The sequence below is a fragment of the Plantactinospora soyae genome, from assembly GCF_014874095.1.
Taxonomy (GTDB): Bacteria; Actinomycetota; Actinomycetes; order Mycobacteriales; family Micromonosporaceae; genus Plantactinospora; species Plantactinospora soyae.
In genome coordinates this window covers 1,340,267-1,365,156 of the sequence record NZ_JADBEB010000001.1, presented here as the reverse complement: position 1 = coordinate 1,365,156, position 24,890 = coordinate 1,340,267, and the positions used below count along the sequence as shown (strand labels likewise).

Genomic DNA, 24,890 nt, shown 5'->3' with positions numbered 1-24,890 from the left:
CACGCCACCAACGGCTGCCGATCCGTCCGCGCGTCACCGGCGGCCGAGCCGTCGCGCGTCACCAGCGGCCGAGCAGGGCCATTCATCGATGGTTGGACCCTCGCCCAGCATCATTAGGGAGATCTTGGGGCGAAGGGTTCCCTTCGGATGGGTCGGCCGGTACGGTTCGGTGCCGTAGCGCAGCGAGGCTGGCACATTGGGTGAGCTGATCGCTGCCCGGCCCGCCCGGCGAGGGTGGTAGCCGACGGGCATCGGGCTAAACGGGAGGACCTGCCGATGGCGCGGGAGATCGACCAGGCCTGGGTCGAGGAGGCGATCGAACGGTACCGGCGGATCGAGGCGTTGCAGGCCCAGTTCGACGAGGCAATCCGGCGGGTCGAGGTCACCGTACGTTCGCCGGACGGGCTGGTGGAGCTGGTCGTGACCGCCGACGGTGCGGTCAGCGACGTACGTTTCCTGGGTCCGCTGCACCTGCGCAGTGGGCCGGACGTGGCCAGATCGGTCCGGGCCGCCATCACGGCGGCGGACGATGCCGCGAAGTGGGCCCGGGAGAAGCTGCACGTCGAGACGTTCGGCGAGTACCGCCGGCTCTCGGAGGCCTGAGTGGACGGCCTTCGTGACCTCGCCGGTCGGCTCGACAGCGCGGGCGGGAACCTCGCCGACCTCGCCCGCCGACTGCCGTACTCCGGGCCGGGGGAGAGCGCCTTCCACGCCGACGGGCCGGGTCGGCTGGGCGAGATCGGCCGGGCTCTGCACCGGCAGTGGCTGACCGCACTCGACAACCGGGCCCGGGAGCTGACGGCCACCGCCGAGCGGCTGACCGACACCGCCGCCGCGCTGCGGGTCGCCGCCCAGGAGTACGCGGACACCGACGACGCGGCCCACCACCGGCACTCGAGGGAGGCGTGATGGACCTCCTCGACCAGCTCGCCGATCCGGCCGCCGACCTGCTCGGGCGGGTCGACGGAATCCTCGTCGCCGCCGGTGCACCCGATGGACACCGACTCTGGCCCCTGCTCCGCCAGCTCCGGGTCCTGCCCGGGGACGCCGTGCACGCGGTGCTCGCCCTGCGGTCGGCTCCACTGGCCGCCACGGGTGCCGCCACCCGGACCCATCTCGGGACGTACGACGAGGTGGGGGCGGCGCTGGCCGACGGCGGCTCGTGGCAGGGCCCGGCGGCGGAGACGTTCGCCGCGCACCGTGACGCGCTCCGGGCGTACCTGGTCGACGGGGCGGAGAGCCTGACCGGACGGCTCGACGCCACGGCCGCGTACGCCGACGAGGTCGCCGACTGGATCGCCCGGACCAGGAGCGCACTGGCCCGTACCCTCGGTGACGTGCTCGGCTCGGCGGAAGCCGTGACCGTGGTGACGGCGCGTACCGGTGGTGGCGCCCCGGTCGAGCTGGCCGCCGCCGAGATCGGGGCCCGGGTGCTGGCCACGGTCGCCGAGGCGTACGACCGGGCGGAGGCGTTGCCGGGACGGTGGGCGCCGGACCTGGACGAGGTCGCGTACCGGCCGCCCGACGGTCCGGCGGTCCGGCCGGACGGTGGCCGGATAGCCCTCTGACCTGCGATCATGTCGGCGAGGTTCGGTGTGTGGTCGGTTCCGTCGTAGGGTGATCGCATGGGCATGCTGTGCGCGGTAAGTTTCAACCGTTACGGCCGCCTCTACTACCTTGATCCGGGGGAGTTGCGGCCGGCCGTCGGTGACCGGGTGCTGGTGCCCACCGACGACGGTACCGAGGTGGCCGAGTGCGTCTGGGCCGCACAGTGGGTGACCGAGGAGACCGACGGCTTCCCCCGACTGGCGGGGCTGGCCGGCCCGGAGGATCTGCGCCGGGACGAGACGCTCCGTAAGCGCAAGGCGGAGGCGAAGGTGGCCGCGAAGCGGCTGATCCGGGAGCACGGGCTGCCGATGAAGGTGGTCGCCGTCGACCACGTGCTGGATCCCACCCCGGGCAGCACGAACGGGTCGCGGACCACCATCTACTTCACCGCGCCGCACCGGGTCGACTTCCGGTCCCTGGTCCGCGACCTGGGCGCCACCCTGCACTGCCGGGTCGAGCTGCGTCAGCTCTCCGCCCGGGACTCGGCCAGGGTTCAGGGCGGCATCGGCTCCTGCGGCCGTGACCTCTGCTGCGCCACCTTCCTGAACGACTTCGAGCCGGTGACGATCCGGATGGCGAAGGACCAGGATCTGCCGCTGAACCCGCTGCGCATCTCCGGCGCCTGCGGCCGGCTGATGTGCTGCCTCAAATATGAACATCCGCTCTACGCCAACAGCGGCAATTACCCAAACCCTGGCCAGCGGGTTGAGACACCGGATGGCCTGGCGAAAGTCGTGTCCCGGCACGTCCCGAGTGAGACGGTGACCGTCCGTCAGATCTCCGACGGGACCGTCAACCGGTGCTCGCTCTCCGACGTCTGCGGATCCCGCCAGGCGTACGAGGGCCGCTAGGACTGCAATAAGGTGCGAACATCGGCGCAACGCCGACGGCTTCCGTAACCTCTGCCCGAAGGCGTCAGTGTGCGGAAGCCGCAAGGCGTATGTGGACCGGTATGCCGTGTGATCAGAAGTGGACCCGGGACATGAAGATCCCGTGGCTCTCGGTCGTGTAGGTGTTACGGCGTGACGCCCAGGATGATGGCGATGGTGCCGATCGTGGCCATGAGCAGGCAGCTGCCGGGGTGCATACCGATCGAGATCCGGATGTCGTGCTTGCGCCAGACGAGCCAGACTCCCGGGAGCATGAAGATTATCTTCGACAGGACGGTCCATGGCGCCCAGAAGTGGTAGACCGAGAACAGAACCGTGTAGAGCACGGGTGCTCCCCAGCGCAGGTGGGAGATGCGGGGGAGCAGGAATCCGCGGAAGTAGTACTCCTCGATGAGGGGGAGGGTGAAGCCGGTCAGCGGCAGGCAGATCAGCATCGTGACGACCAGTTGGGAGTGTGAATACCCGTCGATGTAGGTGGTGGCGCTGCCGCCTGCGCCTTCGAAGGGGATCCAGGTGAAGAAGTTGTCGAAGACGAGGTTGTCCAGTGGGACGAGCGCGAGCGACACTACCGTCATCCACACGATGAGGCCGGCGATGGTGGCGACAATCTTCCCGCGTCCTATGGGCTTGTCCCGGTAGTGCGTCACTGTGCGCAGCGTGTAGCGGCCGGTGCGTCTGCGGCCCAACCACAACAGGCCGAACAGGAGCGGTGCGAGCACGATGACCAGGGCGATCGCCCAGGCGAGGAAGATCGGGTAGTTGATCGCTTTGACGAACGGCTCGGCGAGGAGCAGGTAGGCGGCGACGATCAGGGCACCGGGCGCAAGGTGCAGCGCGATCTTTTCCGAACCACTAAGATCATCGATTGATGGGACCCGGGATGACGGAGAGTTATTGCTCGCGGTTCGGGTTCTAGGCTTTGTCAGTGCTGATGTTCCGCTCGCCGGGGGGGTGCCTGGGGACCAGACGCCTGACGCTAGAGTCTCGCCGTGGTGAACCAGTCGGTCCGTGACGCCTACTCATACATGTCTGAGCAGTACATCGCCTTGTTCAAGGGTGACTCGCAGGCTGACGTGGACGACGCGGCCCTCGTCCGGGACCACCTGGTCGGCTTGGACGGTAGGGTGCTCGATCTCGGGTGCGGCCCCGGGCACTGGAGCGCCTACCTGCATTCGTTCGGCGCCGACGTGACCGGCGTGGACCTGGTCCCTGAGTTCATCGACCATGCGCAGACGAACTTTCCGGGGCCGGAGTTCAGACTCGGATCGATGACCGACCTGAACCTTCCCGACCACTCGGTGGCGGGCATCCTCTCCTGGTATTCGACCATCCACCTGCCGCCGCCAGAGCTGGACGGTGTACTTACCGAGTTCCGCCGGATGTTAGCTCCCTCCGGGAAGCTGGTGATCGGCTTCTTCGACAGTGCCGACGGCGTAGCCGCGTTCGACCACAAGGTTCACACGGCATACCGCTGGCCCGTAGATACGTTCTCCGCCCGCCTGGCAAAAGCCGGTTTCACCGAGGTTCAGCGCTTGAGGAAACAGATTCCGGACCGTCCGGACCGCATGTGTGCGGCCATCGCAGCGACAGCCGCTGCGTCATAGTGATCACCTCACCGCTGGACCAGCCCTTCCGGCAACGTACTGGTCTTGATAGATCGATCAACTGACGGTTCAAGGGAAGCCACCTCCGCAGTGAGGTGCCAAACGGTCCGGCGTCCGGCTGAGCAAGGGCGGCTCATCGGCCGCGGATTACTGGAAGGCCCAGGTCCACCGTCTTGGGGACCTTGGGGTTGTAGCGCAGCCGCCCCTCCGGCCGGAACGGTTCGAGGGGGTTGTGGTGCGCGTTCGGCCTGCTCCCGCGCCGGTCACGAGGGACCGGATTGCGCAGCGGACCTTGCCCTTCCTTGGTCCAATATTCATAGAAGGCGCGCAGCACCGCGTTGGAGTGTCGGACAGTTCGGGGCTTGTACTGGTCGCTCTGGTACTCCTTGCGAGTGATCGGGTTGACCGTACCGGCCGTGGATGCTGAGGCCTTGTCACGGCCCTGACAGGGCACGAAGGGGCCCGACTCGCGCCCCCGCGACGGCTGAGCGCAGACAGACGACTGCGCGTAGACAGCGGCCCGCCCCGGGGCCGCTGCGAAGGGGAAGCGCAGGCGGACGCCGAGGCGGGCCAGTCGGGTGATGAGGCAGGTCATTGGCGGCGCCGGGGTACCCAGTAGAGGAGTTGACCGGCGATCAGCGCAGGATGCGTGTCGGGCAGCGCCTGTAGTGCGCGGGTGAGGTGTCCGGCGAGGTACATCATCAGCCCGACCCGGTTGCCCTTGAAGCCGACCAGGAGGGCCAAGCGGGCTGGCGCGCAGGGCCAGGGATCCTGGCAGGTCTCGCAGGCGTACGACCGCGTCGGAGTGTGCCTGCCGGTCGGGTGGCGCCTCCGGGCGAGCCGCCGGGCCTGTCGGTACCAGCGTTCCTGAGGCCCGATCACGGCTACACCCGACCGGCTCGCTTGGCGTCTTGGGGTGCCGGTTTTCCGTAGCGACCCCGGTTGGTCTGGGCTCGCGTCAACGCGCCAGCCCGGTCGATCTGGTGCCGCCCGGACAGCGGATCCCTGCCGTTCCCACCCTCCCGCGCCCAGCGCGTGGCCGCTGGCGGCGGGACGATCGGGTCCAGGCGCACGACCTCGGGCACGGGCGATGACGCACGCATGCCCTCCTGGTACTCCGTCTCGGTCATCGGCCGGACGTACGGCCCGAACGGCATCGGCACGCGATCGGCCGAGTCCGGGCAAACCCAGCGGAACCCGCATCGGCAGTATCGCCAGAGTCGTCGCCAGTCTCGTCGGTGTCGTCGCAGGGGGTGTCGTCGCCCTCCTGGTCCCATTGGGTCACCTCTCAGTCTCGGGGATAGGGGCGGTGGGAACCGCCACGGTCATAACGGTTCCCACCCCCGAACGAAGGTTGGAGCGGACACGGCGCCGCCATTCCGTCCCCGGCATGGCGTAGGCCAACGGCGAGTTCCTTCGTCTGCATTCCACCCTGGACCGCGACCCTGTGGTACCGGAAGATAAGCGGGATGACCGCCTGATGATGACGGCACCACCTGTTGACCACCCGGGGTGATAATCGTGAATGACCAAACGTCGTCGCTCCCGGCCCGCATTCGAGAGCTGCGTGCGCAGCGGGAGCTGTCTCAAGACAGGCTTGCCTCCGCAATCGGCGTCTCGTAGTCCTCAGTGCAGTACTTCGAGTCAGGAAAGCTGATACCGCAGGAAGGCACAGCGCAGCGCCTTGACGAGGTATTCGGCACCGGCCGCGAGATTCAAGATCTGGCAAAGGTGGCCCACGAAGACCTCCGCCCGTGGCTACGCCCGTGGGTCGAACACGAGCGTCGCGCGGTTCTGCTGCGCGCGTGGGAACCGACGCTGATTCCTGGCCTCCTCCAGACCGAGGAATATATGCGGCTTGTGTTCGCCGCCGTGCCATCCAACACCGGCCGGCTTGATGAGGTAGTTGCAACCCGTCGCAACCGCCAGGCGACCGTACTGGATCGCAGGCCGCCGGTTGAGTTGGTTGTGATGGTTGAGGAATCCGCGTTGCACCGCGGGCCGCCCGAAATCCTCAAGGCTCAACTTGGGCACCTGGTGGATGTCAGCCACCGGCCCACCGTCCGCATTCGGGTTGTGCCCGACGCGGCTGGCATCCATGCCGGGCTGGGGGGACCGCTCGCGCTTGCCGCGATGCCTGACGGGCGGCGGGTCGGCTACCTTGATGACCTGTTACAGGGGAGGGTGGCAACCACTCCTGGTGACGTGCTTGAGCTGGAACTAGTCTGGGAGGCAGTGAACGAGCTGGCGCTGACCGCCGACCAGACCCGAGACATGATGTTGAGGATTATCAATGAGCAATGAACCAGTTTGGCGGAAAAGTACCCGGTCCAACGGGTCATCTGGCAACTGCGTCGAGGTGGCCGACAACCTCCCCGGTCGGGTGCTGGTCCGGGACACCAAGGACCGCGACGGCGGAACGCTAGCCTTCGGCCCGGCCGCCTGGCGGGCGTTCGTCAGTCTGGCGAAGACCCACGGCTGACCCCCCCGGCCCGCCCTCCCCGTAGTCCAGTCACGGGACGTGATCTTGAGGATGCTTGATGAAGACAAGTGAGCCCCGCTGGCGGACGTCCACCCGCAGCAACGGCACCGGTGTCTGCGTTGAGGTAGCCGACAATCTCCGTGGCCGAGTGCTGGTCCGGGACACCAAGGACCGCGACGGCGGAACTCTCACGTTTGGCCCGGCCGCGTGGCAGGCGTTCGTCACGCTGGCGAAGAACGCCTGACCGTCCGCGCCGCCTATTTGGAGGCGGGGCCGTTCGCGTGGCGATCTCGGTCGGCTATGACCACGCTGGCGTGAAGTCGCTCAGCGGATGCTGAACGGGGGCTCGGCGAGGCGGAACGTCAGCGGCTGCTCCGGGCTCAGCCAGGCGGCGTCCGGGGCGCCGTCCGGCTCGGTGCGCCAGCGGCGGCAGATCCGGTCCACCGCCACCGGATATCCGGTCAGTGTGCCGTCGGCGTCGATGTGCAGCCGGAGGAAGCACTTCGCGTCCTCGATGCCCTGGCCGGCGAAGAGTTCGTTCAGGTTGACCCCGAAGCTGCCGGCGATCAGCAGGTAGCTGGCGGTCAGTTGGCTGGCGACGAGACCGACGAGCGGCCCGTAGACCACCGCCGCCGCGACCACCGGCAGCGGCCACGGCCATTCGTGGAAGAAGAGCTGCAACCAGATCCAGGTGCCTCCGGCGGCCAGCCCGATCTGCGCGAACCCGTGACAGAGGCCCAGGATCCAGTGCCGGGCGTGGCGTTTGCCGTTCGCGCTGGGCGGCTTGGCGAAGAAGACCGCGCCGAGCAGCGTGACGACCAGCATCATGGCCAGCGGGATGCTGAACAGCCGCTGGGCGGCGGCCTCGGTGCGGGGCGCGGCCACTCCGACCATCGCCAGCAGGAGCAGGGTGTGCACCGCGCCGAGCAGGGTGGCGAAGCCGGGATTGCGCAGCGGCAGCCGGCCGAAGATGCCCCAGCCGTACCGCCGGGATCGGCCGGGCTCCGGATAGCGGGCGGCCAGGTCGTACGACTCCGAGTTGCTGGCCCGCCGGACCAGCGTGTCCTTCGGCGGGACCTCGATGCTCTCCCGCAGCTTGTGGGTGGGGTAGAGGTAGGCGCCGCCTCCCCCGCAGGTGATCAGTTCCCGGTCCGGGCCGGAGTAGCGGGCGTAGTGGTGCATGTCGCCGGAGATCAGCAGCCGGACCTTCGCGCCGGTCGGGGCGATCACCGTACGGACGAAGTAGTCGATCGTGTCGTACGCCTGGGGATGGTCGGCGGCCTTCACCCAGGACGGCTCCGGTACCGCGATGATGACCCGGGACTCGGGGGTGAGTCGCTTGGCGGCGTCCTCGAAGTAGCGCAGTTGCGGGTCGTCGAGGTAGACCCCGGACTGCCCGTCGAGCCCGTAGAGCCACCAGTCCGCCGGCAACTCCACGACGAAGTACGAGCGGGCCTGCGGGGTACGCCAGCCGCCGATGTTGGAGTCCCGGGAGGCGGCGAAGAGCCGCAGGAACGCGGTGAGGCCGTCGTACCAGTCGTGGTTGCCGGGTACCGCGTAGAGGGCTGGTGGCGGCCCATCGGTCGGCGGCTGCGGCAGGGCGGCCTGGTACGGGCCCTTGCACCGGTTCTCGTACGCCTCGCCGCTGGCCGTCGGATAGACCTGGTCGCCGCCCATCAGCAGCATCTGCCCCCGGGGCAGCCGGTGTCCGTCGACCTCCAGTTCGGGCCGGGACAGCAGGTAGGCGACCGAGTAGGTGGCGTGGAACCCGTCGCCGAGGTCGGCGACGAAGTCCAGCCACAGGTCACCGCCCGGGCCCACCTGTCGGGTCACGTCGCTGGGCAGCGAGTTCTGTAGCTCGCGCTTGTCCAGGTACGCGCCGAACAGCATCGCCAGCAGGGTACGCAGACCGGTGCTGATCAAGAGCAGGGGCGCCAGCCACGGCACCGGTCGCTGTGGGGTGAAGCCCAGTTCGCGGGGGTCGAGACTGCGTGGCCGGGGTGGTGCCGGGGGCTCCGTCGGGGCCGGCTCGCCCGTCCAGGCCGGGTCGCCGGTCCGCCGATCCTGTTGATCGGTCATCGATGGCAGCCTAGCCGGATCGACCCGGGGCGGCACTGCCCGGCAGTTGACCGTCCGGGCGGAGGAGGTCGGCCGGGGGTGCCGATAGCGAAACCCCTGCGGCGGCCCGGCGGTCGGTGTCGTACACTTTCCGGCGTTGCCGCCTTAGCTCAGTCGGCTAGAGCGACGCACTCGTAATGCGTAGGTCGACGGTTCGATTCCGTCAGGCGGCTCCAGGGGTAAGGCCCTGACCAGCAGAAATGCTGGTTAGGGCCTTATGTTTATCTATGCGGACTTGAATCGTCCCCCGAAAACCGCCCAAAACCCCCCGGAAACACCCGTGGGCGATCAGGTTCGGCAGGCGTGACCGTGGGGGGTCGGCCGCTGGTAGTTCAGCCGGCAACAGTTCGGTGCTGCAACGGATACCCGAGTGCGGGCAAACCCGCGTTTGCTGGGTGGCGGCACTGTAGGGCCCGGCGAGTCGGACTGCCTGCTTGAAACCGTCGAGCAGGTGTGGGCCGACCTGGTCGCCGGGCTGGGGTCGCCAGGGCTCGGCCCGGGTGGGTCGTGTGGTGACAACGGGGCCCGGTTCGCAGCCCGGATGATCATGTGCCTCGCCTGCGGCGAAGTGATCGATTCGCCGCGCGCCGAGTTGCGCACCAAACTGGTGGTACGGCAGGGCACGCGCCACCCCGTCGCCTCGATGTCGCTTGGGCGGATGGGTCGCGCTTGCGGCCCCGACCGTGGCGCAGGTCGCCTTTCCCGAACCGGTGGTGCAAGATAGCCGGCATGGCAACGGCCGATGGCGATGTGAAACCAGACGAGGGCATCGTCAGGCTGGCCGACGACAGCGACGCCGAAGTCATCACCCGGGTGTTCCTGGCTTCCCGCACGGCGGCGATGCCCTATCTGCCACGGTTGTACGACGACGAGCAGACCAAGGCGTGGGTCCGCCACGTGCTGCTGCCCAGCTGCGTGACGTGGGTGGCCGAAAGTCTGGAAACAGGCGAGGTCCTCGGCTTTGCCGCACTCGAGGGCGACGTGCTCGAGCACCTCTATCTTCGCCCGGAGGCACGCCGGAAGGGCATCGGCTCAACGCTGCTGAGTCAGGTGAAGCAGGCCAGCCCGGGCGGGCTCAGCCTGCGGGTGTTCACGCGCAACACCGACGCCCGGGCGTTCTACGAGCGGCACGGTTTTCGTCCCGTCGACGAGAACGACGGCAGCCGTAACGAGGAGAACGAACCTGACATGACCTACGCCTGGCGGGGACGCCCTTGAGGCGACCGATCGACGTGTTCGATCATCGCAGTCGTCCTGACCGTTGACGGTTGCTGGGCATCGATGTCCCCTGTTAGGTTGATGCGGCCGAAGCGAGCGACATTCGCCCTGGCTGCGCGGCCTCTTTGTGCCTGTCTCGCATGCGCGGTCGTGGTCAGCGACGATGCATGGCAGCCGGCCCTCCTATGAGTTGTGACGACCTGACGATGTTGTGCGGTTACCCGGGGGTGTAAGTGTGGGTGCGACCGCTGTGACCGGAGGACCAGGTGCATCCGTGATGGGTCCCGGGCTCCGGCAGTCCATTACCGACGATCCACCGGTCGCTTGCGGCGACCGTGGTCCGGCCGCGACGGGCCCGATCCACCGAACTGCCGTCGGTGATGGAAGCACCCATCGGGTTTCGGCCGCTGGATTCGGCCGGTGACCGGCCCGACGGTGCGCCTGGATCGGGTTTACAAGCGTTATGGCGGTGTTACGGCCGTCGACGGGCTGAGTCTCGACGTGCAGTGTGGGGCGTTCTTCGGCCTGCTCGGGCCCAACGGTGCGGGTAAGTCCACCACCATGCGTCTGCTGACCGGACAGAGCCGGGCTGACCAGGGCAGCGTCGAGGTGCTTGGCCACCGCCTGCCGGAACAGGGCCGCCGGGTCCGTGCCATGACCGGGGTGGTGCATCAGCACGACAGCCTCGACGAGGAGCTGACCGTCCAGCAGAACCTCGAGGTGTTCGTCCGGCTCAGTACGGTGCCGCGTGAGGCGCAACCCGAGGCGGTGTCCCGTGCGCTGGGCGTCGCCGGGCTCGGTGTACGCGCGGATACCCGCGTGGCGGAGCTGTCCGGCGGGATGCGGCGACGGCTGCTGTTTGCCCGTGGGGTCATCGCGGCACCCCGACTGCTCCTGCTCGACGAGCCGACGGTCGGCCTGGACCCTCAGGTTCGTCAAGGCCTGTGGGATGTCATCGCCGCCATGCGTGCCGGCGGCACGACCGTCATCATGTCCACCCACTACATCGAGGAAGCCGAACGACTCGCCGACGAGGTCGCGGTGATCTTCGCTGGCAAGGTCATTGCGCGGGGTGCTCCGGCTGCCCTGCTGGAACGGCACGCGGGTAAACAGGCTGCGGAGTATCGGGGCGATGCGCGCCGCCGATCGGTGGTGGAGTCCGCCGCGGCCGAGGCCGGCCAGCCGTTCCGGCGCACAGGCCTGTCGGTGTCGCTGTTGCGCGCGGAGGCCATGCCCGAGTCCCTGCGACAGCGACTGGGCGCGCCGGACGTGCTCCGGCAGACCACCCTCGAGGATGTTTTCGTCGCGCTCACCGGCGAGGTTTTCAGCTGATGCGGGCCACCCGGCCGCGAGGTGGTCCATCGCCGAGGAGGACGCCGTCGTGACCGTGACCGAGCCGAGCGAGATCGAGCTGTCGCCGATGGAGCGGCAGCCTGTTCTGTGGCCCGCACTGCGAGCGGTGTGGTTCCGCGAGTTGTGGTTGTTCCGGCGGTACTGGCCGGCGGTCACGTTCGGCTCGCTGGTCGAGCCGTTGGTCTACCTGGCCGGCTTCGGTGTCGGAATCGGAGCGCTGGTGGGTTCGGTCGGCGGGCACAGCTACCCGCAGTTCCTGGGCATCGGCATGGTGCTCACGTCGATGTTGTTCTCGTCGGTCTTCACCGGCATGTTCGAGACCTTCAGCCGGCGGCGGTTCCAGCGGATCTACGACGCGATGCTCAGCCAGCCGGTCGACCCCTGGGAACTGGTCACCGCCGAAGCCAGCTGGATCGCGGCCAAATCGTGCGTGTACAGCTGCGCCCCGCTGCTGGTGACCGTCGCGGTGGGGCTGCCGGTCGGGCCGCAGTTGGCGCTGGTACCCCTGATCCAGCTGATCGCCGGATTCGGCTTCGCCCTGGCCGGCATGTGGGTTTCCTGCCTGGTGCCGGCCCTCGACTGGCTACGGTTGATCGTGTCGGGGGTGCTGACGCCGCTCGTGCTGGCGGCCGGGGTGTTCTTTCCGGTCGATCAGTTGCCAGGATGGGCGTCCCCGCTCGTGGCGCTGAACCCGGTGTACCACTGCATGCAGCTCACCCGGAACGCCGCATTTGGCGAGCTGGGCCCGGCGGACCTCGGCCATGTGGCGGTCGTGCTGCTCGGGTCGGCGCTGGCCTGGTGGCTGGCTATCCGGGCCATGAATCGTCGGCTCATCGACTGAGCTCCCATGCGCGGGGCATGATCAGCCGCTCGGCGCCGCCGCCGACGACCGGCACCTGACCAAGATCATCACCGGCAGCGATTGGCGAAGGCGGCGATCTCGGCGCGAATGTGGACAGCATGCTCGTGGAGGAAGAAGTGATCGCCGGGGAAGATGCGCGACTCGAACCACGCGGTCGTCATGGTCTTCCAGCCCGCGATCCACGACGGGTCGGCCATCGGGTCGTCCGTGCCGCCGAGGGCGAGTACGGGGCAGTCCAGGGCGGCGGCCTCGACACTGTCGGTGTAGCGGGCGAACAGCGTGAGATCGGCCCGCAGGATGGGCACGAGCTGCTCCATGATTTCGCGGTTGGCCAGCACCTCGGCGGGCGTGCCGCCGATACGGGTGAGCCAGGTCAGGAACTCGTCCGGCGGAAGGTCGTGGATGCGCTGCGCGAGCGGAGACCCCGGTGGCCGGGTGCCGGAGACCACCAGGCACAGCGGTGCTGCATCGGCCTGCGCCAGGCATCGAACGGTCTCGTACGCGATCTGTCCGCCCATGCTGTGTCCGAGAAGGATGAACGGGCGGTCGGCCGGCCGAGTGGCGAGCGCCGCCAGTAGCTGATCGACCACCTGGTCCATGTCGAGCAGTAGGTCTTCGGCAAGTCTGGTGCCATGGCCGGGCAGCTCGACCGGGACGAAGGTCAGGCCGTCCTGGTCGTCGGCGCGCGTCCATGGCAGGAATGCGGACGCGGGTCCGCCCGCGTGCGGCAGGCAGTAGACCGGGATTCGTCCCGTAAGAGACAGCGTCGCTGGTCGGCGGTGCCAGGGCATCCACTTCGCCATAGTGTCGAAGCCGGTACTTGAATGCACGGTATACGGCCCTTCCACTCGCGACCGGGAGTGAGGGTACCAGCTTCGTCAGGCATTTGCATGCATTCAAAAGACTCTTGTTGAACTACCGGGACCCTGTTAAGGTTCGATCAATGCCTGCCCGGGGTGCTCCCGTTGATGGTTTATGTGGCCGGCAAGCGAACGGCATGGGGGACGTCGCATGTGTGGGCTGGTTGGCGCTTGGTCGCTCGACGCGCCGAAGTCCGTCGATACAGAATTGCTCCTCAGAATGGTGGAGGAGTTATCCCACCGTGGACCGGATGGTCGCGGATGTCACGTGGAAGGCCCGGTCGCGCTGGGCTTTCGCCGTCTGGCGATCAACGATCCGGCGCATGGGCACCAGCCATGGACAACTCAGGACGGGACGGTGACGGTCGTCTGCAACGGTGAGATATTTAATCATCGGAAACTGCGGATCGACCTTAAACGCCAAGGGCACCGACTGGTCACAAATTGCGATACCGAGTTGCTCGGGCCGCTGTACCAGGAGTACGGAACAGAATTGACCGAGCATCTTGACGGGCAATTCGCGTTTGCGCTCTACGATGCCCGGCGGGCGCGATTGCTGCTGGCCCGCGACCCTGCCGGAATCGTGCCGCTGTTTTACACAACGGTGGGCCGAATGCTGTTGTTCGCGTCAGAGATCAAGGCACTGCTCTGTCATCCCGAAGTGCGCCGCGAAGTGGATCTGTGCGGGCTTGATCAGGTGTTCACGCTGCCCGGACTGGTCAGCCCGCGGACCATGTTCGCCGGCATCCACGCGCTGCGGCCGGGGGAGCGGCTGGTGGCCGAGGAGGCGGGTATCCACCTGGAGCGCTATCGCGACCTGGACTTCCCGCTCGCTGATCAATTGCGCCCGGTCACGGATGTCGACCGGGAGCTGGACCAGTGGGCCGAACCGGTGTCCGCGGCCCTGGACACGTCGGTGCGGCTGCGGTCGGAAGCTGACGTTCCGGTCGGTATGTACCTCAGTGGGGGATTGGACTCCAGCCTTATCGGCGCGCTGCTCGGGGCGGCCCGGCCGGAGCGGCGATGGCCCAGTTACTCGGTGACCTTTCCCGATCGTGACTTTGACGAGGCGCCGTTCCAGCGCATGGTCGCCGGAAAGCTCGGTACCGATCATCTCGAGGTACCGGTGCGCGACGCCGACTTCGCCGAACACCTCACCGGGATGGTGCGCCACGCGGAATCCCCCGTACGTGAGTCCTACAACGTCTGCTCGATGGTGTTGTCCGCGGCGGTGCGCGACAGCGGCACCCGGGCCGTGCTCAGCGGGGAGGGAGCCGACGAGTTGTTCGGCGGCTACGGCAGCTACCAGCTGGCGGCCGCCGGGCTGAGCGGCGCCCGGCTCGGCGGGCTGGACGCACGCCTGGAGCGCGAGGCCCGCCAGCGCATGTGGGGCCTCGACCTCCGCTATGAACAGGATCAGCTGCCGGCCGCAGAGTTCAGGCGGGAGCTGTACGCCGAGGACCTGGCCGACGCGTTCGAGGACTTCGCGGTCACCAGCCAGCGGCTGGTGGACCCGGCACGGCTGGTGGGCCGTCATCCGGTGCACCAGCAGGCGTACCTGGACTTCCACCTGCGCATGGCCGACCATCTGCTCGGCGACCACGGCGACCGGATGGCCCTCGCCAACGGGGTGGAGCTACGGCTGCCGTTCCTGTCGCCCGAGGTGATCGACCTCGCCGTACGGATTCCGCCCGAGCTCGCCGTCGCGAACGGCCAGGAGAAGGCCGTTTTGCGGCGGGTGGCCGCTGGTCTGGTCCCCGCCGAGGTCAGCACCAGACCGAAGTTCGGATTCCGAGGACCAACCAGCAGCCAGCTACTGGCCGCTGGCACCGAGTGGTTCGCTGAGTTGCTATCTCCGTCGGTGGTTCGCCGTCAGGGCTACTTCAATGCCGACACGGTGGATGCGATGGTGCGCCGGCAGCGCGCCGGAGCGCCGTCGGTGCATCCGCATCTGGACGTCGACTACCTCATGCTCGTGGCCACCTTCGCGGTGTTTGTGGAAGCGTTCGACCTGCCATGTCTGGGCTGAGGTTCGAGTCCACGGCGGCCCTGGTCGTGGACGGCGACCGGAACGGACGTCTGGCGCCGATCCACCCGTTGATAGGCGTGGTCGGTGGGATGGGCCCACTGGCGTCGGTCGAGTTCCTGCGCGGGATCTACTCCGGTGGGTTATGGGACCGTGAGCAGGACGGCCCCCGGATTCTGCTCTACTCCGACCCGGCCGTGGTGGACCGGACCGCGGCCATCCACAACGGCGCGTACGACGAGCTGCGCCGGGCGGTGGAGACCGCGGCACGCCGACTGGTCGACGCCGGAGCCGTCTACGTGGTTGTCGCCTGCGTCACCGCCCACCACGTCTTCGCCGACCTGCCGGCCGATTTGACCGAGCGTTGCGTCTCCCTGGTTGACGTCATCGACCATGAACTCAGCCGGGCGACGGAACCGCATCTGCTGCTGTGCACCAGTGGCGCGGTCAGCGCCGGCACCTTCGCCCCGAGCCGTCTCGGCGCGGGCGGTGACCGATTGGTTCGGCTGGAGCCGGCTGACCAGGACGCGCTGCATCGGGAGATCTACCGGCTCAAGACAGGCGGCTGGCCGCTGGACGGGCTGGATTTCCTGCGACGGTTGCAGGCCCGCTATCCGGCCCGGGCGGCGGTGGCGGCCTGCACCGAGCTGCATCTCGTGGCCCGGGCCGCCGAGGAGGCCGGCCTCGCCGCCGAATTCCCCATGATCGACCCGCTGGCCATCGTCGCGGACCGGATCAGGAACGGAGCACTGTGAGCTACCCGAACCTCCTCGACCGCTGGGCGGGGCGAGTGCAGCAGCACGGCGACCAGCCGGCGCTGGTGACACCGGACCGGGTGCTGACCCACCGGAACCTGGCCGAACTGGCGGGCGGCCTCCGAGCGGAACTGATCGATCGCGCGGGCTCTGACCCCGACGGCGTGGTGTCCATTGTCTGCGCCGACCGTGCGCTGGTCACCGCCACGATCCTGGCCGCCGCCGGCCTGGGACGCCGGTTCGCTCCCATCGATCTGAGTCAGCCCGCCGCTCGGCTGGCCGCGCTCGTCGACCAGCTACAACCGGCCGCTGTGGTTGCCGACGCCGCCGGCCGGGCCGCTCTCGCCGCCGCTGGCCGGGACGACGGGACGATCGACGCCGATGCGGTCGCACCCGGGCCATGGCCGTGGACGGCCGAGGCACCCGCCGACCGCGGATATGTCTACTTCACCTCGGGCACCACCGGCCGGCCGAAGGGGATCGTGGGCAGTCTCGAGGCGGTCGCGCACTTCGTGGACTGGGAGATCGCCGAGTTCGCGGTGGACGCCCAGGATCGGGTCTCCATGCTGACTTCCCCGGGGTTCGACGCTTACCTGCGCGATGCGCTCGTGCCGCTGTGTGCCGGGGGATCCGCGATATCGGCGGAGTCCGTTCCCGTCGGCGCCGCCCTGGCCGCCTGGCTGCGCGAGCACCGCATCACGGTGCTGCACTGCGTGCCGACGGTGTGGCGCACTCTTCGAGCCGTCGAACTCGGCCCCGGCAGCCTGCCCGACCTGCGCGCGGTTCTGCTCGCGGGTGAGGCGGTCCGCCCCGCGGACGTGGCCTGGTGGTGCCGCGGGCCCGGTGACGGCGTACCGCTGGTGAACCTGTACGGGCCGTCGGAGACCACGATGACCAAGGTGTTCCGGCGTCTCTCGAAGGCGGATGCGGATGCGGACGTCGTACCGGTGGGCCGGCCGATGCCGGGCGTGACGGTTCGGTTGATGGCGTCCGGTCGGCCGACGACCGACCGGGTCGGCGAGGTGGAGATCGCTACCCCGTTCCGGCTGGGAGGCTACCTCGACGGGTACACCGGTGGCTTCGTCGATCCGCACCACTACCGGACCGGCGACCTCGGCCGGCTACGACCCGACGGCGAGCTGGAGATCCTCGGTCGGCGTGATCAACAGGTGAAGGTCAACGGAGTGCGGGTGGAGCTCGGCGAGGTCGAGGACGTGCTTCGCCGGTGCCCGGGAGTGACCGACGCCTGCGTGGCGCTCGTCGACGACGACGACGGCGATGCCGACCCGGTGTTGTGCGCTTACCTGGTGGCCGACGGGGTCACCGACGAGGTGCTCCGGGAACATGTGGCGGCCGTACTGCCGATCGCCTGCCGTCCGGCGGTGTATCTGCGCCTGGCGGTACTGCCCCGTACGCTCTCGGGAAAGATCGACCGCCGCCGGCTCCCCTCACCGGCCGCGGTGCGGGCCACGGAGGACACCGTCGCACCCCGCCCCGGAGCGGAGACCGTGCTCGCAGAGATCTACGGCGAGCTGCTCGGGCTTCCCCGCGTCGGCCGGGATGACGACTTCGGGCTGCTCGGCGGGGATTCGTTGCGCACCGCGCGGCTGCTGGACCGGGTACGCATCCGGTTCGGCGTCGAGGTATCGCTGCGGGCCTTCATGGCCGACCCGACGGTGGCCGGCCTGGCCACAACGGTCGAGGCCGCGACGATCGGCGCCACGACGACGGCAGCGAAACGCTGATGGATGACGTGACGGCCAACGGCCGGACTCGCCGTACCTCGGCTCCGCTGTCCTACGCCCAGCTTGCGATCTGGCGGGCCGAGCAGCTGGTGCCGGGCACCGCGCTGCACAACGAGGCCGCGGCGTACCAGGTGGACGGCCCGCTGGACGGGGAAGCGCTGGTCCGTGCGCTGGCTTACCTCACGGCTCGTCACGATGTGATGCGCTGCGCGATCCGGCAGGGCCTGGACGGGGAGGGCCGGCAGCACTTCGCCGATCGGGTGGAACCGGTGGTGTACCGGAGCGACCTTATCGGGGCCGGCGCCGACCGGCTCACCGAGGCGCTCGGGCAGGCCGTGGTCGAACCGTTCCACCTCGATCGACCGCCGCTGGTGCGCACGCACCTGTTTCGGTTCGCCCCGGACCGGCACGTCGTGCTGTTCGTGGCGCACCACCTCATCGTCGACGCGTGGGCGTTCGGGGTGTTCCTGCGGCAGCTGAGCGCCCGGTACGCCGTGGAGACAGGAGCCGCGGTGGACGCCGGCAACGTCGGCGCGGACGCATTTCTGGACTTCGGCGACGTCGCTGAGAGCGAGCGTAATCGCCCCGAACCAGACCTCGGCTACTGGCGCCAGCGGCTATCCGGTCCACTGCCGGTGCTGGCGCTGCCGGACGAAGTGGGAGCGGGCGCCCGGCCCGCCTTCGACGGGTCAGGGATGGCCGGGGAGGTGAGGTCGACCGGCCTCCCGGCGTCGCTGGTGGGCGCGCTGACCGCCCTCGGCCGTGGCGAGCTGGCGACCCTCCCGGCGGTCGTCCTCACCGGGTTCGCGGCCGTGCTGCGGCGCTACACCGGCCAGGATGACCTGGTTATCGGGGTGCCGGCGGCCGTGCGGGGCGGATCCGGGCTGGCCACCGTGCTCGGGCCGCTGCTCAACCTGGTGGCGCACCGGGTGGACCTCGCGGGAAAACTCACGTTCCGGCAGGCGTTGCGGGCGGTACGCGACCGGCTGCGCGACGACATCCGGCACCGGGATGTTCCGTTCGACCTGCTGGTGGAACAACTCGGTACCGGGGGTGGGCGGACTCCGCTGTTCCAGTCGATGCTGGTATTCCACAGCGGGCCGCCGGCGATGCTGACCCTACCGGGCACGGTGAGCCGCCCGGTGCCTGTGCACAGCGGCACGGCCAAGTACGACGTCTCGCTCTTCTGCCGCCCGGACGTCGACGGGGGGCTGGACCTGCGGCTGGAGTACAGCACCCGGCTGCTCGCCCGGGAGACCGCCACCGAGCTGCTCGACGCGCTCAGTGACCTGCTGGCTGCGGCGGCCGCCGACCCGGCACGGCCGCTGGCCGACCTCAATGTGCTGTCGCTGGCCGCGCGGCGGCAGTTGCTGGTCGACTTCAACCGCTCGGCTACCACCGAGCCCCCGTACCGTGCGGTCCCGGCCGCCCTGCGGATGCTCGTGGCCGCCGCCCCGACCGCGCCGGCGGTGATCTCCGGCGGTACCGTCCTCACCCGGGCGGACGTCGATGACCTGGCCGACCGTGTGGCGCGCCGGCTCGTCGGCACCTACGACGTGCGACCCGGCGACCGTGTCGCCCTGCGGGGGCGGCGTACCGCTTGCCTGGTCCCTCTGATCATCGGGATCTGGCGGGCCGGGGCGGTGCTCGTACCGCTGGACGACGCGCTGCCGGCAGGACGCGCCGGACAGATCCTCGACGACAGCGCCCCGGCGTTGCTGATCACCGACGATGGGCCGGCCGGTGCCGGACACCACCCGGCGACGGCTCCGATCGAGGCGCTCACCACGCCGGGCGGCAACGACCTGACGCCGGTGCCGTTCCCGGACGGCCCGGCCCCGGACGCGCTCGCGTACCTCATGTACACCTCCGGCTCGACCGGTCGGCCCAAGGGCGTGGCCGTCCCGCACAGCGGCGTGGCGAACCTGCTGCACAGCATCGCCACGGCGGCGCCCGGCCTGTCGGCGAGCGACACCCTGGTAGCGGTCACCTCGATCACGTTCGATATTTCCATCCTGGAGCTGTTCGGGCCGCTCGTGGCCGGAGGCCGGGTGGTCGTGGCGCCCGACGGGGTGGGCCGCGACCCCGCAGCGCTCGCGGCCCTGCTGCGAGACAGCGGTGCCACGGTCATGCAGGCCACCCCGTCGCTGTGGCGCGGCCTGCTCGACGCCGGCTGGCCCGCCGCGGCCGATCCGGGGTCCGACGGAGGCCGTGCCGGTCTGCGCGCGTTCTGCGGCGGCGAGGCCCTCGAACCGCACCTGGCCCGCCGGCTACTCGCCAGCTGCGCGGAGGTCTGGAACCTCTACGGTCCGACGGAGACGACGATCTGGTCAACCGCCGGCCGGGTCCATCCCGACGAGCCGGTCACCGTGGGCCGGCCGGTCGGCAGCACGGTCTGCTATCTGCTGGGCCCGAATGACGAACTGGTGCCACGAGGTGCCGTCGGCGAGCTCATCATCGGTGGTGCCGGGGTCACGGCCGGGTACTGGCGGCGACCCGACCTGACCGCGGCCGCGTTCGTACCCGACCCGGTCGACCCCGCCGGCGGCACCGTGTATCGCACCGGCGATCTGGCTCGGTACCTCCCGGACGGCCGCCTGGTCGTCCTCGGCCGGATCGACCAGCAGGTGAAGATCAACGGACACCGGGTGGAGCTCGGCGAGATCGAGGCCACGCTGCTCGCGCATCCCGCGGTGCGGCAGGCTGTCGTCCTGGTGGACCGATCCGGGGACCGGCCCCGGCTGGTGGCGTTCGTGGTTCCCCGTGACGACGCATCCGGGTCCGCAGCGCCGGACGGCAAACCCTCGACACTGGCTCCGGCGCTGCGACGGCACCTCGGCGAGCGGCTCGCCGCGGCTGTGGTGCCGCCGATCCTCACGTTCCGGTCCACCTTGCCGCTGAACGTGAGCGGCAAGGTGGACCGGCCCGCGCTCGCCCGCATGGCCGAAGGTCTCGACGCGCAGACCGACCGGGTGGCGGCGCGCACCGTCGGCGAGCGGACGGTCGCGGCGCTGTGGGCGAGGGCCATCGGTATCCCGGTCGAACAGGTCGGGGTGACCGACGACTTCCTCGCGGTGGGCGGTACCTCCATCGCCGCTACCCGGCTGCTCGCCGAGGTCGCCGCGGCAACCGGGCACGCGCCGTCGCTCGCGGCCTTCTACCGGGAGCCGAGCGTCGCCGCGCTCGCCCGGTATGCCGACCTCTCGCGGACGGCGGGGAATGTCGCACCCGGCCCGGATCCGCTGGCGTCCTCGGATTCCGTCTCGGACCCGGCCGCGCCGGTGCCGCTGACCGACCAGCAACGGCAGTTCTGGCTGCTGCATCGGCTCGTACCGGAATCGGCCGCCTACCACCTCGTGGCGCGCTGCGACCTCACCGGGCCGATCGAATCGGCGGCGCTCGCCGGGGCGGTGGCCGATCTGTGTGACCGGCACCCGGTCCTGGCGGCCCGCTGTGAGCTCGTCGGCGACGAGCCCGTGCTTGTGCACCGGCCCGCCGTGCCGGTACCGGTGGAGTCCGTGGATTTGCGCGGGTTGACGCCTGCCGACCTGCCGGACCGACTCGACGAGGCGGTGGCCACGGCCGCGACCAGACCGTTCGACCTGCACACCGGACCGCTGATCCGGGTGGTCCTGCTCGACCTGCCGGGCGGCCGCCGGACCCTGCTGATCGCGGCCCACCACATCGCGGTCGACGGCTGGTCGGTGGGCGTTGCCCTACGGGAGCTGCCCCGGCTCTACGCGGCGCGGCTCGGCGGTGATCCGCTGCCCCCGCCGCAGCTCGACTTCATCGGGCACGCCAGGGCAGATAACGCGACGAGGCAGGCCGCTGCCCGCGGCGCCGAACTCGCCTACTGGACACGTCGGCTGGCGGGATATTCCGGGACGCTCGGCCTGCCCCGCGAGCCGCAGCCCGAGGGGGACGCGCGGCTCTGGGCCGGGAGCAGCCTCGCCGTGGACGTGCCACCCGACCGGACCGCGTCGCTGCGGGAGGTGGCCGCCCGGCTGCGGGCCACGCCGTTCACCGTGCTGCTCGGTGTGTTCGCCACACTGCTGGGACGGTACGCCGGCAGCGACGACGTGGTGGTCGGGGTGCCGGTGGCCAACCGCGGCCGGCCGGACGTCGACGCGGTGATCGGGCTGCTCATGAACACCCTGCCGGTGCGCGTCCGGCTGACCGGCGGACAGCGCTTCGCGGAGCTGATACCGGCCCTCGCCGAGTCGCTGGCGACCGACCTCGACCACGCCCTCGTGCCGTTCGACCGGTTGGTCACCGAGCTGAACCTGGACCGTGACCTCACCCGGCCCGCGCTGGTGCAGGCCATGCTGGTGCTTGGCCAGGCGCCGCCGGAGAGGCTGGACTTCGGTGGGACCCCCGGCCTGCTCCGGCGGGTGGATCTGCCAACCGCCAAGTACGAGCTCACCCTCGCCCTGGACGAGCACTCGGACCGGCTGACCGGTCAGTTGGAGTACGCGACCGGCCGGTTCAGTGCGGACTTCGCGACCCGCTTCTGGACGCACTTCGACAAGCTGCTCGCGGCCGTTCTCGCTGATCCGGAGGCGTTGCTGGACGGGGTCGACCTCGGCGGTGACCCGGTTGCGCCGCCACAGCCCGTGCTGCCGCCGGGCGTCGAGCGCGACCAGGCCGGCACCGTGTTCGCGGCCCTGCGGCGCGGTGCCGCCGCAGTGTCCCGGAAAGCCGATGGTCCAGTGCCGGAACAGCCCGCGATCCGATACGCCGGCACGGTGGTCGGCTACGGCGAACTGGAGCGGTGGAGCAACGGCGTTGCTGCGGCGCTCACCCGGACGGGCCCGGTCGCGGGCCGGTTCGTGTCGGTGCTGCTGCCCACCGGGCCCGCCCAGACCGCTGCGATCATCGGGATCGCCAGGGCCGGCGCGGCCTTCGCCGTGCTCGACCCGGCCGACCCGGACGTGCGCCTGACCACTCTCCTGCGCGACGCCGAACCGGCCTGCGTACTGGCGTCCGGGCCGGCACTGGCCGCGCACCCGGGGTTGTGGCAGCCGGAGACCGCCCGGTTCGGCGGGGAGCGCGTCGTGATGATGCCGGACGCCGCCGGCGATTCCCCGGCGGCCGAACCGGCGCCGGTCCGTCCCGGTGACCCGCTCTGCCTGGTCTATACCTCCGGCTCCACCGGCGAACCGAAGGGCATCGTGCTGTCACATGCCGCGTTCGCGCAGTTCGCCGCGTGGCAGCGGGAGCGCTTCGGGATCGGGCTTGGCAGCCGGGTGGCTCAGTGGGCGCCGTTCACCTACGACGCCGCGTACACCGAGGTCTTCGCGGCACTGACCGCGGGCGCCGTGCTCTGCGTTCCGCCGGAGGAGATCCGCCGCGATCCCCTGGCCATGGTGACCTGGCTGCGGGCCGAGCGGGTCTCCCAGCTGCAGACGATACCGGCGTTCTTCGCCATGATCACCGACGCACTCGACGCCACCGGGGGCGACCTGCCCGACCTCGCCCACGTCCTGCTGGCCGGGGAAGTACTGCCGGTCGGGCTGGTCCGGCGCTGGCGGAACCGGCGGGCCCGGCCCCGGCTGCACAATCTCTACGGCCCGACCGAATGTATCCTCGCCACCCATCGGGAGATCGCCGATGACGAGAACTTCGCCGGATCGGTTCCGATCGGGACGCCGATCCCGGGCCGGCAGGCGCTGGTTCTCGACCGGCACGGCCGGCCCTGCCCCGTCGGGGTCACCGGCGAGATCCACCTGCGCAGCGACCTGCTCGCCGGGACGTACCATCGCCGCCCGGCGGAAACCGAGCGGGCCTATCCACCGGATCCCTGGCGTTCCGGCGGCCGGCTGTACCGGACCGGCGACCTCGGCTCGTACCTGCCCACCGGTGAGCTCGCGTTCGCCGGGCGGACTGACAGCCAGGTGAAGATCCGGGGCAACCGGGTCGAGCTCAGTGCGGTTGAGGCGCTTCTCGGGGCCCACCCGATGGTCCGCGAGGCCGCCGCGACTGTGCACGGGACCGATGTGCTCCGGCTGGTCGGCTACGCGGTGCTGGCGGACGGGACCTCGCCCGGCGACATGCCGGCGCGGCTGCGTGACCATCTGGCGGCTCAGCTGCCGGCGGCCGCGGTGCCGGACACGGTGGTGCTCCTGGACGCCCTGCCCCGCACCCGGAGCAACAAGGTCGACCGGGCTCGACTACCGGTGCCTGGAGCAGTGGCCGTCGACGACGAAGCGCCGCCCCGGGAAGGGTTGGAGCGGCTGGTCGCCCAGGCATGGCGGGACGTGCTCGACGGCCGGGCGGTCGGCCGGCGCACCAACTTCTTCGATGCCGGCGGCGACTCGCTACGGGCCGCGCGCCTGCAGGTGCTGCTCGCGGTCCGGTTGCGGCAGGAGGTGCGGCTGGCGGACATCTTCGCCCGACCCACCATTGCCGAATTCGCCGCCGGGCTCGGCGATGCCGGGACCGTCCCGGTGGTGGCGCCCTCGGAAGCGGCCGGCGACGGCAATGATCCCGAGGCCGCGGCCGACGCCCGCGGCCGACGCCGGCGAGCCGCGATCCAGGCGAACGCCCGCCGCCGCCAGTGAACCGAAAGCCGACCAAGCGTCAACCGCGGGAACAGGAGGACGATCAGCATGGATGTCGACGGGGTAATGGCCCAGCTCAAGGCCAACTTTCCGGGAGGTGGGCTGGACCGCGTCGAAGAGTGCCTACGCATCCTGGTAGGCCAACGACCGGCCGATTACCTGCACGACGAGCAGGAGCCGACCCGGTTGTTCTTCCCGGGCATCAGTGCCCTGCCATGGCACGACACCACGCAGCTCCCGTGGGTGGCGGACATGGAGGCGGCGTACGAGCAGATCCGCGACGAGTTCCTTGCCCTGCGCACCGAGCAGGCCCGGTTCGCCCCCTACGAAGACCTGTACACCAAGGAACTCGGCTGGCAGGGCTGGGACACCTACCAGCTGTACCGTAACGGCGCCTGGCGGGCGGAGGCGCTGAGCCGCTGCCCGGGCACCCATGCCGCGGTCGAGCGCACTCCGCACGGTCCGCGGGACGGCATGTTCACCATCCTCAACCCCGGCGTGCACATCACTCCGCACACCGGCGGGGTGAACCTGTTGCTCACCGCCCACCTGCCGCTGGTGGTTCCGCCGGGCTGCTCCATCAAGGTCGCCGACGACGAGCGCACGTGGGCGCCCGGCAAGGTGATCCTCTTCGACGACAGCTTCATCCATGAGGCCTGGAACAGGGGCACCGAGCAGCGCGCGGTGCTGCTCTGGGACATCTGGCATCCCGAGCTGACCCCGGTCGAGGTACAGGCGCTGGAGTTCCTGATGCCCCGATTCCAGCAGTACCTCGTGACCGTCTGAGTCCGTCCTCACACGTCGGCGAT

At 69.8% G+C, this 24,890-nt stretch carries 20 protein-coding genes and 1 tRNA gene; 17 read left to right on the top strand and 4 right to left on the bottom strand.

What is annotated here, in order from left to right; translation table 11 throughout:
• Positions 1–276 precede the first annotated feature (276 nt).
• From H4W31_RS05990 to H4W31_RS05975, 4 genes are read left to right on the top strand one after another with little or no spacing between them, the layout of a single operon-like run.
• Positions 277–603 (top strand): YbaB/EbfC family nucleoid-associated protein, encoded by a 327-nt coding sequence (locus tag H4W31_RS05990; RefSeq protein WP_192765739.1) that lies wholly within the window; start codon positions 277–279, stop codon positions 601–603.
• Positions 604–909, top strand: a complete 306-nt coding sequence (locus H4W31_RS05985) for a type VII secretion target (protein ID WP_192765738.1) — start codon at positions 604–606, stop codon at positions 907–909.
• Positions 909–1,568 carry a hypothetical protein gene (locus H4W31_RS05980; RefSeq protein ID WP_192765737.1) on the top strand — a complete coding sequence of 220 codons (660 nt, stop codon included), beginning with the start codon at positions 909–911 and terminating at the stop codon, positions 1,566–1,568. Before H4W31_RS05985 ends, H4W31_RS05980 begins: the two co-directional genes overlap by 1 nt.
• Before the next feature lie 57 nt (positions 1,569–1,625).
• A complete protein-coding gene (locus tag H4W31_RS05975; RefSeq protein ID WP_192765736.1) occupies positions 1,626–2,459 on the top strand; it encodes a PSP1 domain-containing protein in 834 nt (277 codons plus the stop codon).
• 164 nt (positions 2,460–2,623) lie between these two features.
• Here H4W31_RS05975 and H4W31_RS44145 read toward each other — a convergent pair whose 3' ends face one another.
• Positions 2,624–3,217 (bottom strand): CPBP family intramembrane glutamic endopeptidase, encoded by a 594-nt coding sequence (locus H4W31_RS44145; RefSeq protein ID WP_318783046.1) that lies wholly within the window; start codon positions 3,215–3,217, stop codon positions 2,624–2,626.
• Positions 3,218–3,523: 306 nt separating this feature from the next.
• Between H4W31_RS44145 and H4W31_RS05965 the strand changes: the two genes are divergently transcribed.
• Positions 3,524–4,102, top strand: a complete 579-nt coding sequence (locus tag H4W31_RS05965) for a class I SAM-dependent methyltransferase (RefSeq protein WP_225946204.1) — start codon at positions 3,524–3,526, stop codon at positions 4,100–4,102.
• Between the two features lie 591 nt (positions 4,103–4,693).
• Here H4W31_RS05965 and H4W31_RS05960 read toward each other — a convergent pair.
• Positions 4,694–4,846 (bottom strand): hypothetical protein, encoded by a 153-nt coding sequence (locus tag H4W31_RS05960; RefSeq protein WP_192765735.1) that lies wholly within the window; start codon positions 4,844–4,846, stop codon positions 4,694–4,696.
• An 885-nt stretch (positions 4,847–5,731) separates the two neighbouring features.
• Between H4W31_RS05960 and H4W31_RS05955 the strand changes: the two genes are divergently transcribed.
• From H4W31_RS05955 to H4W31_RS05945, 3 genes are read left to right on the top strand one after another with little or no spacing between them, the layout of a single operon-like run.
• Positions 5,732–6,406, top strand: a complete 675-nt coding sequence (locus tag H4W31_RS05955) for a DUF5753 domain-containing protein (protein WP_192765734.1) — start codon at positions 5,732–5,734, stop codon at positions 6,404–6,406.
• Entirely contained in the window at positions 6,396–6,584 is a 189-nt protein-coding gene (locus H4W31_RS05950; protein WP_192765733.1) for a DUF397 domain-containing protein, read from the top strand. The genes H4W31_RS05955 and H4W31_RS05950 overlap by 11 nt, the downstream gene beginning before the upstream one ends.
• A gap of 58 nt (positions 6,585–6,642) precedes the next feature.
• The gene (locus H4W31_RS05945) at positions 6,643–6,828 is read left to right on the top strand and encodes a DUF397 domain-containing protein (RefSeq protein WP_192765732.1); all 186 of its coding nucleotides are present in this window, start codon (positions 6,643–6,645) and stop codon (positions 6,826–6,828) included.
• 80 nt (positions 6,829–6,908) lie between these two features.
• Here the strand turns inward: H4W31_RS05945 and H4W31_RS05940 are convergent, their stop codons facing one another.
• On the bottom strand, positions 6,909–8,663 hold the full coding sequence (locus H4W31_RS05940; RefSeq protein WP_192765731.1) for a metallophosphoesterase family protein: 1,755 nt from the start codon (positions 8,661–8,663) through the stop codon (positions 6,909–6,911).
• 138 nt (positions 8,664–8,801) lie between these two features.
• Between H4W31_RS05940 and H4W31_RS05935 the strand changes: the two genes are divergently transcribed.
• The 4 genes from H4W31_RS05935 to H4W31_RS05920 all read left to right on the top strand — a co-directional run bounded on the left by H4W31_RS05935 (position 8,802) and on the right by H4W31_RS05920 (position 12,114).
• Positions 8,802–8,878 (top strand) — tRNA-Thr (locus H4W31_RS05935).
• A 553-nt stretch (positions 8,879–9,431) separates the two neighbouring features.
• Complete coding sequence (locus H4W31_RS05930) at positions 9,432–9,920, top strand: GNAT family N-acetyltransferase (protein WP_225945406.1); 489 nt, start codon at positions 9,432–9,434, stop codon at positions 9,918–9,920.
• A 420-nt stretch (positions 9,921–10,340) separates the two neighbouring features.
• A complete protein-coding gene (locus H4W31_RS05925; protein ID WP_318783044.1) occupies positions 10,341–11,252 on the top strand; it encodes an ABC transporter ATP-binding protein in 912 nt (303 codons plus the stop codon).
• 49 nt (positions 11,253–11,301) lie between these two features.
• Positions 11,302–12,114, top strand: a complete 813-nt coding sequence (locus H4W31_RS05920; RefSeq protein WP_192765730.1) for an ABC transporter permease — start codon at positions 11,302–11,304, stop codon at positions 12,112–12,114.
• A gap of 68 nt (positions 12,115–12,182) precedes the next feature.
• Here H4W31_RS05920 and H4W31_RS05915 read toward each other — a convergent pair whose 3' ends face one another.
• The gene (locus H4W31_RS05915) at positions 12,183–12,938 is read right to left on the bottom strand and encodes a thioesterase II family protein (RefSeq protein ID WP_192765729.1); all 756 of its coding nucleotides are present in this window, start codon (positions 12,936–12,938) and stop codon (positions 12,183–12,185) included.
• 172 nt (positions 12,939–13,110) lie between these two features.
• Here H4W31_RS05915 and asnB point away from each other — a divergent pair, with 172 nt between their 5' ends.
• Genes asnB through H4W31_RS05890 form a run of 5 tightly spaced genes read left to right on the top strand, consistent with a single transcriptional unit; the run spans position 13,111 to position 24,867 of the window.
• The gene (gene asnB / locus H4W31_RS05910) at positions 13,111–15,024 is read left to right on the top strand and encodes an asparagine synthase (glutamine-hydrolyzing) (RefSeq protein ID WP_318783041.1); all 1,914 of its coding nucleotides are present in this window, start codon (positions 13,111–13,113) and stop codon (positions 15,022–15,024) included.
• Positions 15,012–15,776, top strand: a complete 765-nt coding sequence (locus H4W31_RS05905; RefSeq protein WP_192765727.1) for an aspartate/glutamate racemase family protein — start codon at positions 15,012–15,014, stop codon at positions 15,774–15,776. Before asnB ends, H4W31_RS05905 begins: the two co-directional genes overlap by 13 nt.
• Positions 15,773–17,521 carry a non-ribosomal peptide synthetase gene (locus tag H4W31_RS05900; protein ID WP_192765726.1) on the top strand — a complete coding sequence of 583 codons (1,749 nt, stop codon included), beginning with the start codon at positions 15,773–15,775 and terminating at the stop codon, positions 17,519–17,521. Before H4W31_RS05905 ends, H4W31_RS05900 begins: the two co-directional genes overlap by 4 nt.
• On the top strand, positions 17,521–24,081 hold the full coding sequence (locus tag H4W31_RS05895; RefSeq protein WP_192765725.1) for a non-ribosomal peptide synthetase: 6,561 nt from the start codon (positions 17,521–17,523) through the stop codon (positions 24,079–24,081). Before H4W31_RS05900 ends, H4W31_RS05895 begins: the two co-directional genes overlap by 1 nt.
• Before the next feature lie 48 nt (positions 24,082–24,129).
• Positions 24,130–24,867, top strand: coding sequence for an aspartyl/asparaginyl beta-hydroxylase domain-containing protein (locus H4W31_RS05890; RefSeq protein ID WP_192765724.1), 738 nt, complete (start codon positions 24,130–24,132; stop codon positions 24,865–24,867).
• The last annotated feature ends 23 nt before the right edge of the window (positions 24,868–24,890 follow it).

Bases quoted from the DNA above. Each gene is read 5' to 3' on its own strand.
- asnB (WP_318783041.1), top strand. From the start codon at position 13,111: ATGTGGCCGGCAAGCGAACGGCATGGGGGACGTCGCATGTGTGGGCTG.
- H4W31_RS05975 (WP_192765736.1), top strand. From the start codon at position 1,626: ATGGGCATGCTGTGCGCGGTAAGTTTCAACCGTTACGGCCGCCTCTAC.
- H4W31_RS05940 (WP_192765731.1), bottom strand. From the start codon at position 8,663: ATGACCGATCAACAGGATCGGCGGACCGGCGACCCGGCCTGGACGGGC.
- H4W31_RS05905 (WP_192765727.1), top strand. From the start codon at position 15,012: ATGTCTGGGCTGAGGTTCGAGTCCACGGCGGCCCTGGTCGTGGACGGC.
- H4W31_RS05965 (WP_225946204.1), top strand. From the start codon at position 3,524: ATGTCTGAGCAGTACATCGCCTTGTTCAAGGGTGACTCGCAGGCTGAC.
- H4W31_RS05930 (WP_225945406.1), top strand. From the start codon at position 9,432: ATGGCAACGGCCGATGGCGATGTGAAACCAGACGAGGGCATCGTCAGG.
- H4W31_RS05980 (WP_192765737.1), top strand. From the start codon at position 909: ATGGACCTCCTCGACCAGCTCGCCGATCCGGCCGCCGACCTGCTCGGG.
- H4W31_RS05950 (WP_192765733.1), top strand. From the start codon at position 6,396: ATGAGCAATGAACCAGTTTGGCGGAAAAGTACCCGGTCCAACGGGTCA.
- H4W31_RS05890 (WP_192765724.1), top strand. From the start codon at position 24,130: ATGGATGTCGACGGGGTAATGGCCCAGCTCAAGGCCAACTTTCCGGGA.
- H4W31_RS05990 (WP_192765739.1), top strand. From the start codon at position 277: ATGGCGCGGGAGATCGACCAGGCCTGGGTCGAGGAGGCGATCGAACGG.
- H4W31_RS05945 (WP_192765732.1), top strand. From the start codon at position 6,643: ATGAAGACAAGTGAGCCCCGCTGGCGGACGTCCACCCGCAGCAACGGC.
- H4W31_RS05915 (WP_192765729.1), bottom strand. From the start codon at position 12,938: ATGGCGAAGTGGATGCCCTGGCACCGCCGACCAGCGACGCTGTCTCTT.
- H4W31_RS05895 (WP_192765725.1), top strand. From the start codon at position 17,521: ATGGATGACGTGACGGCCAACGGCCGGACTCGCCGTACCTCGGCTCCG.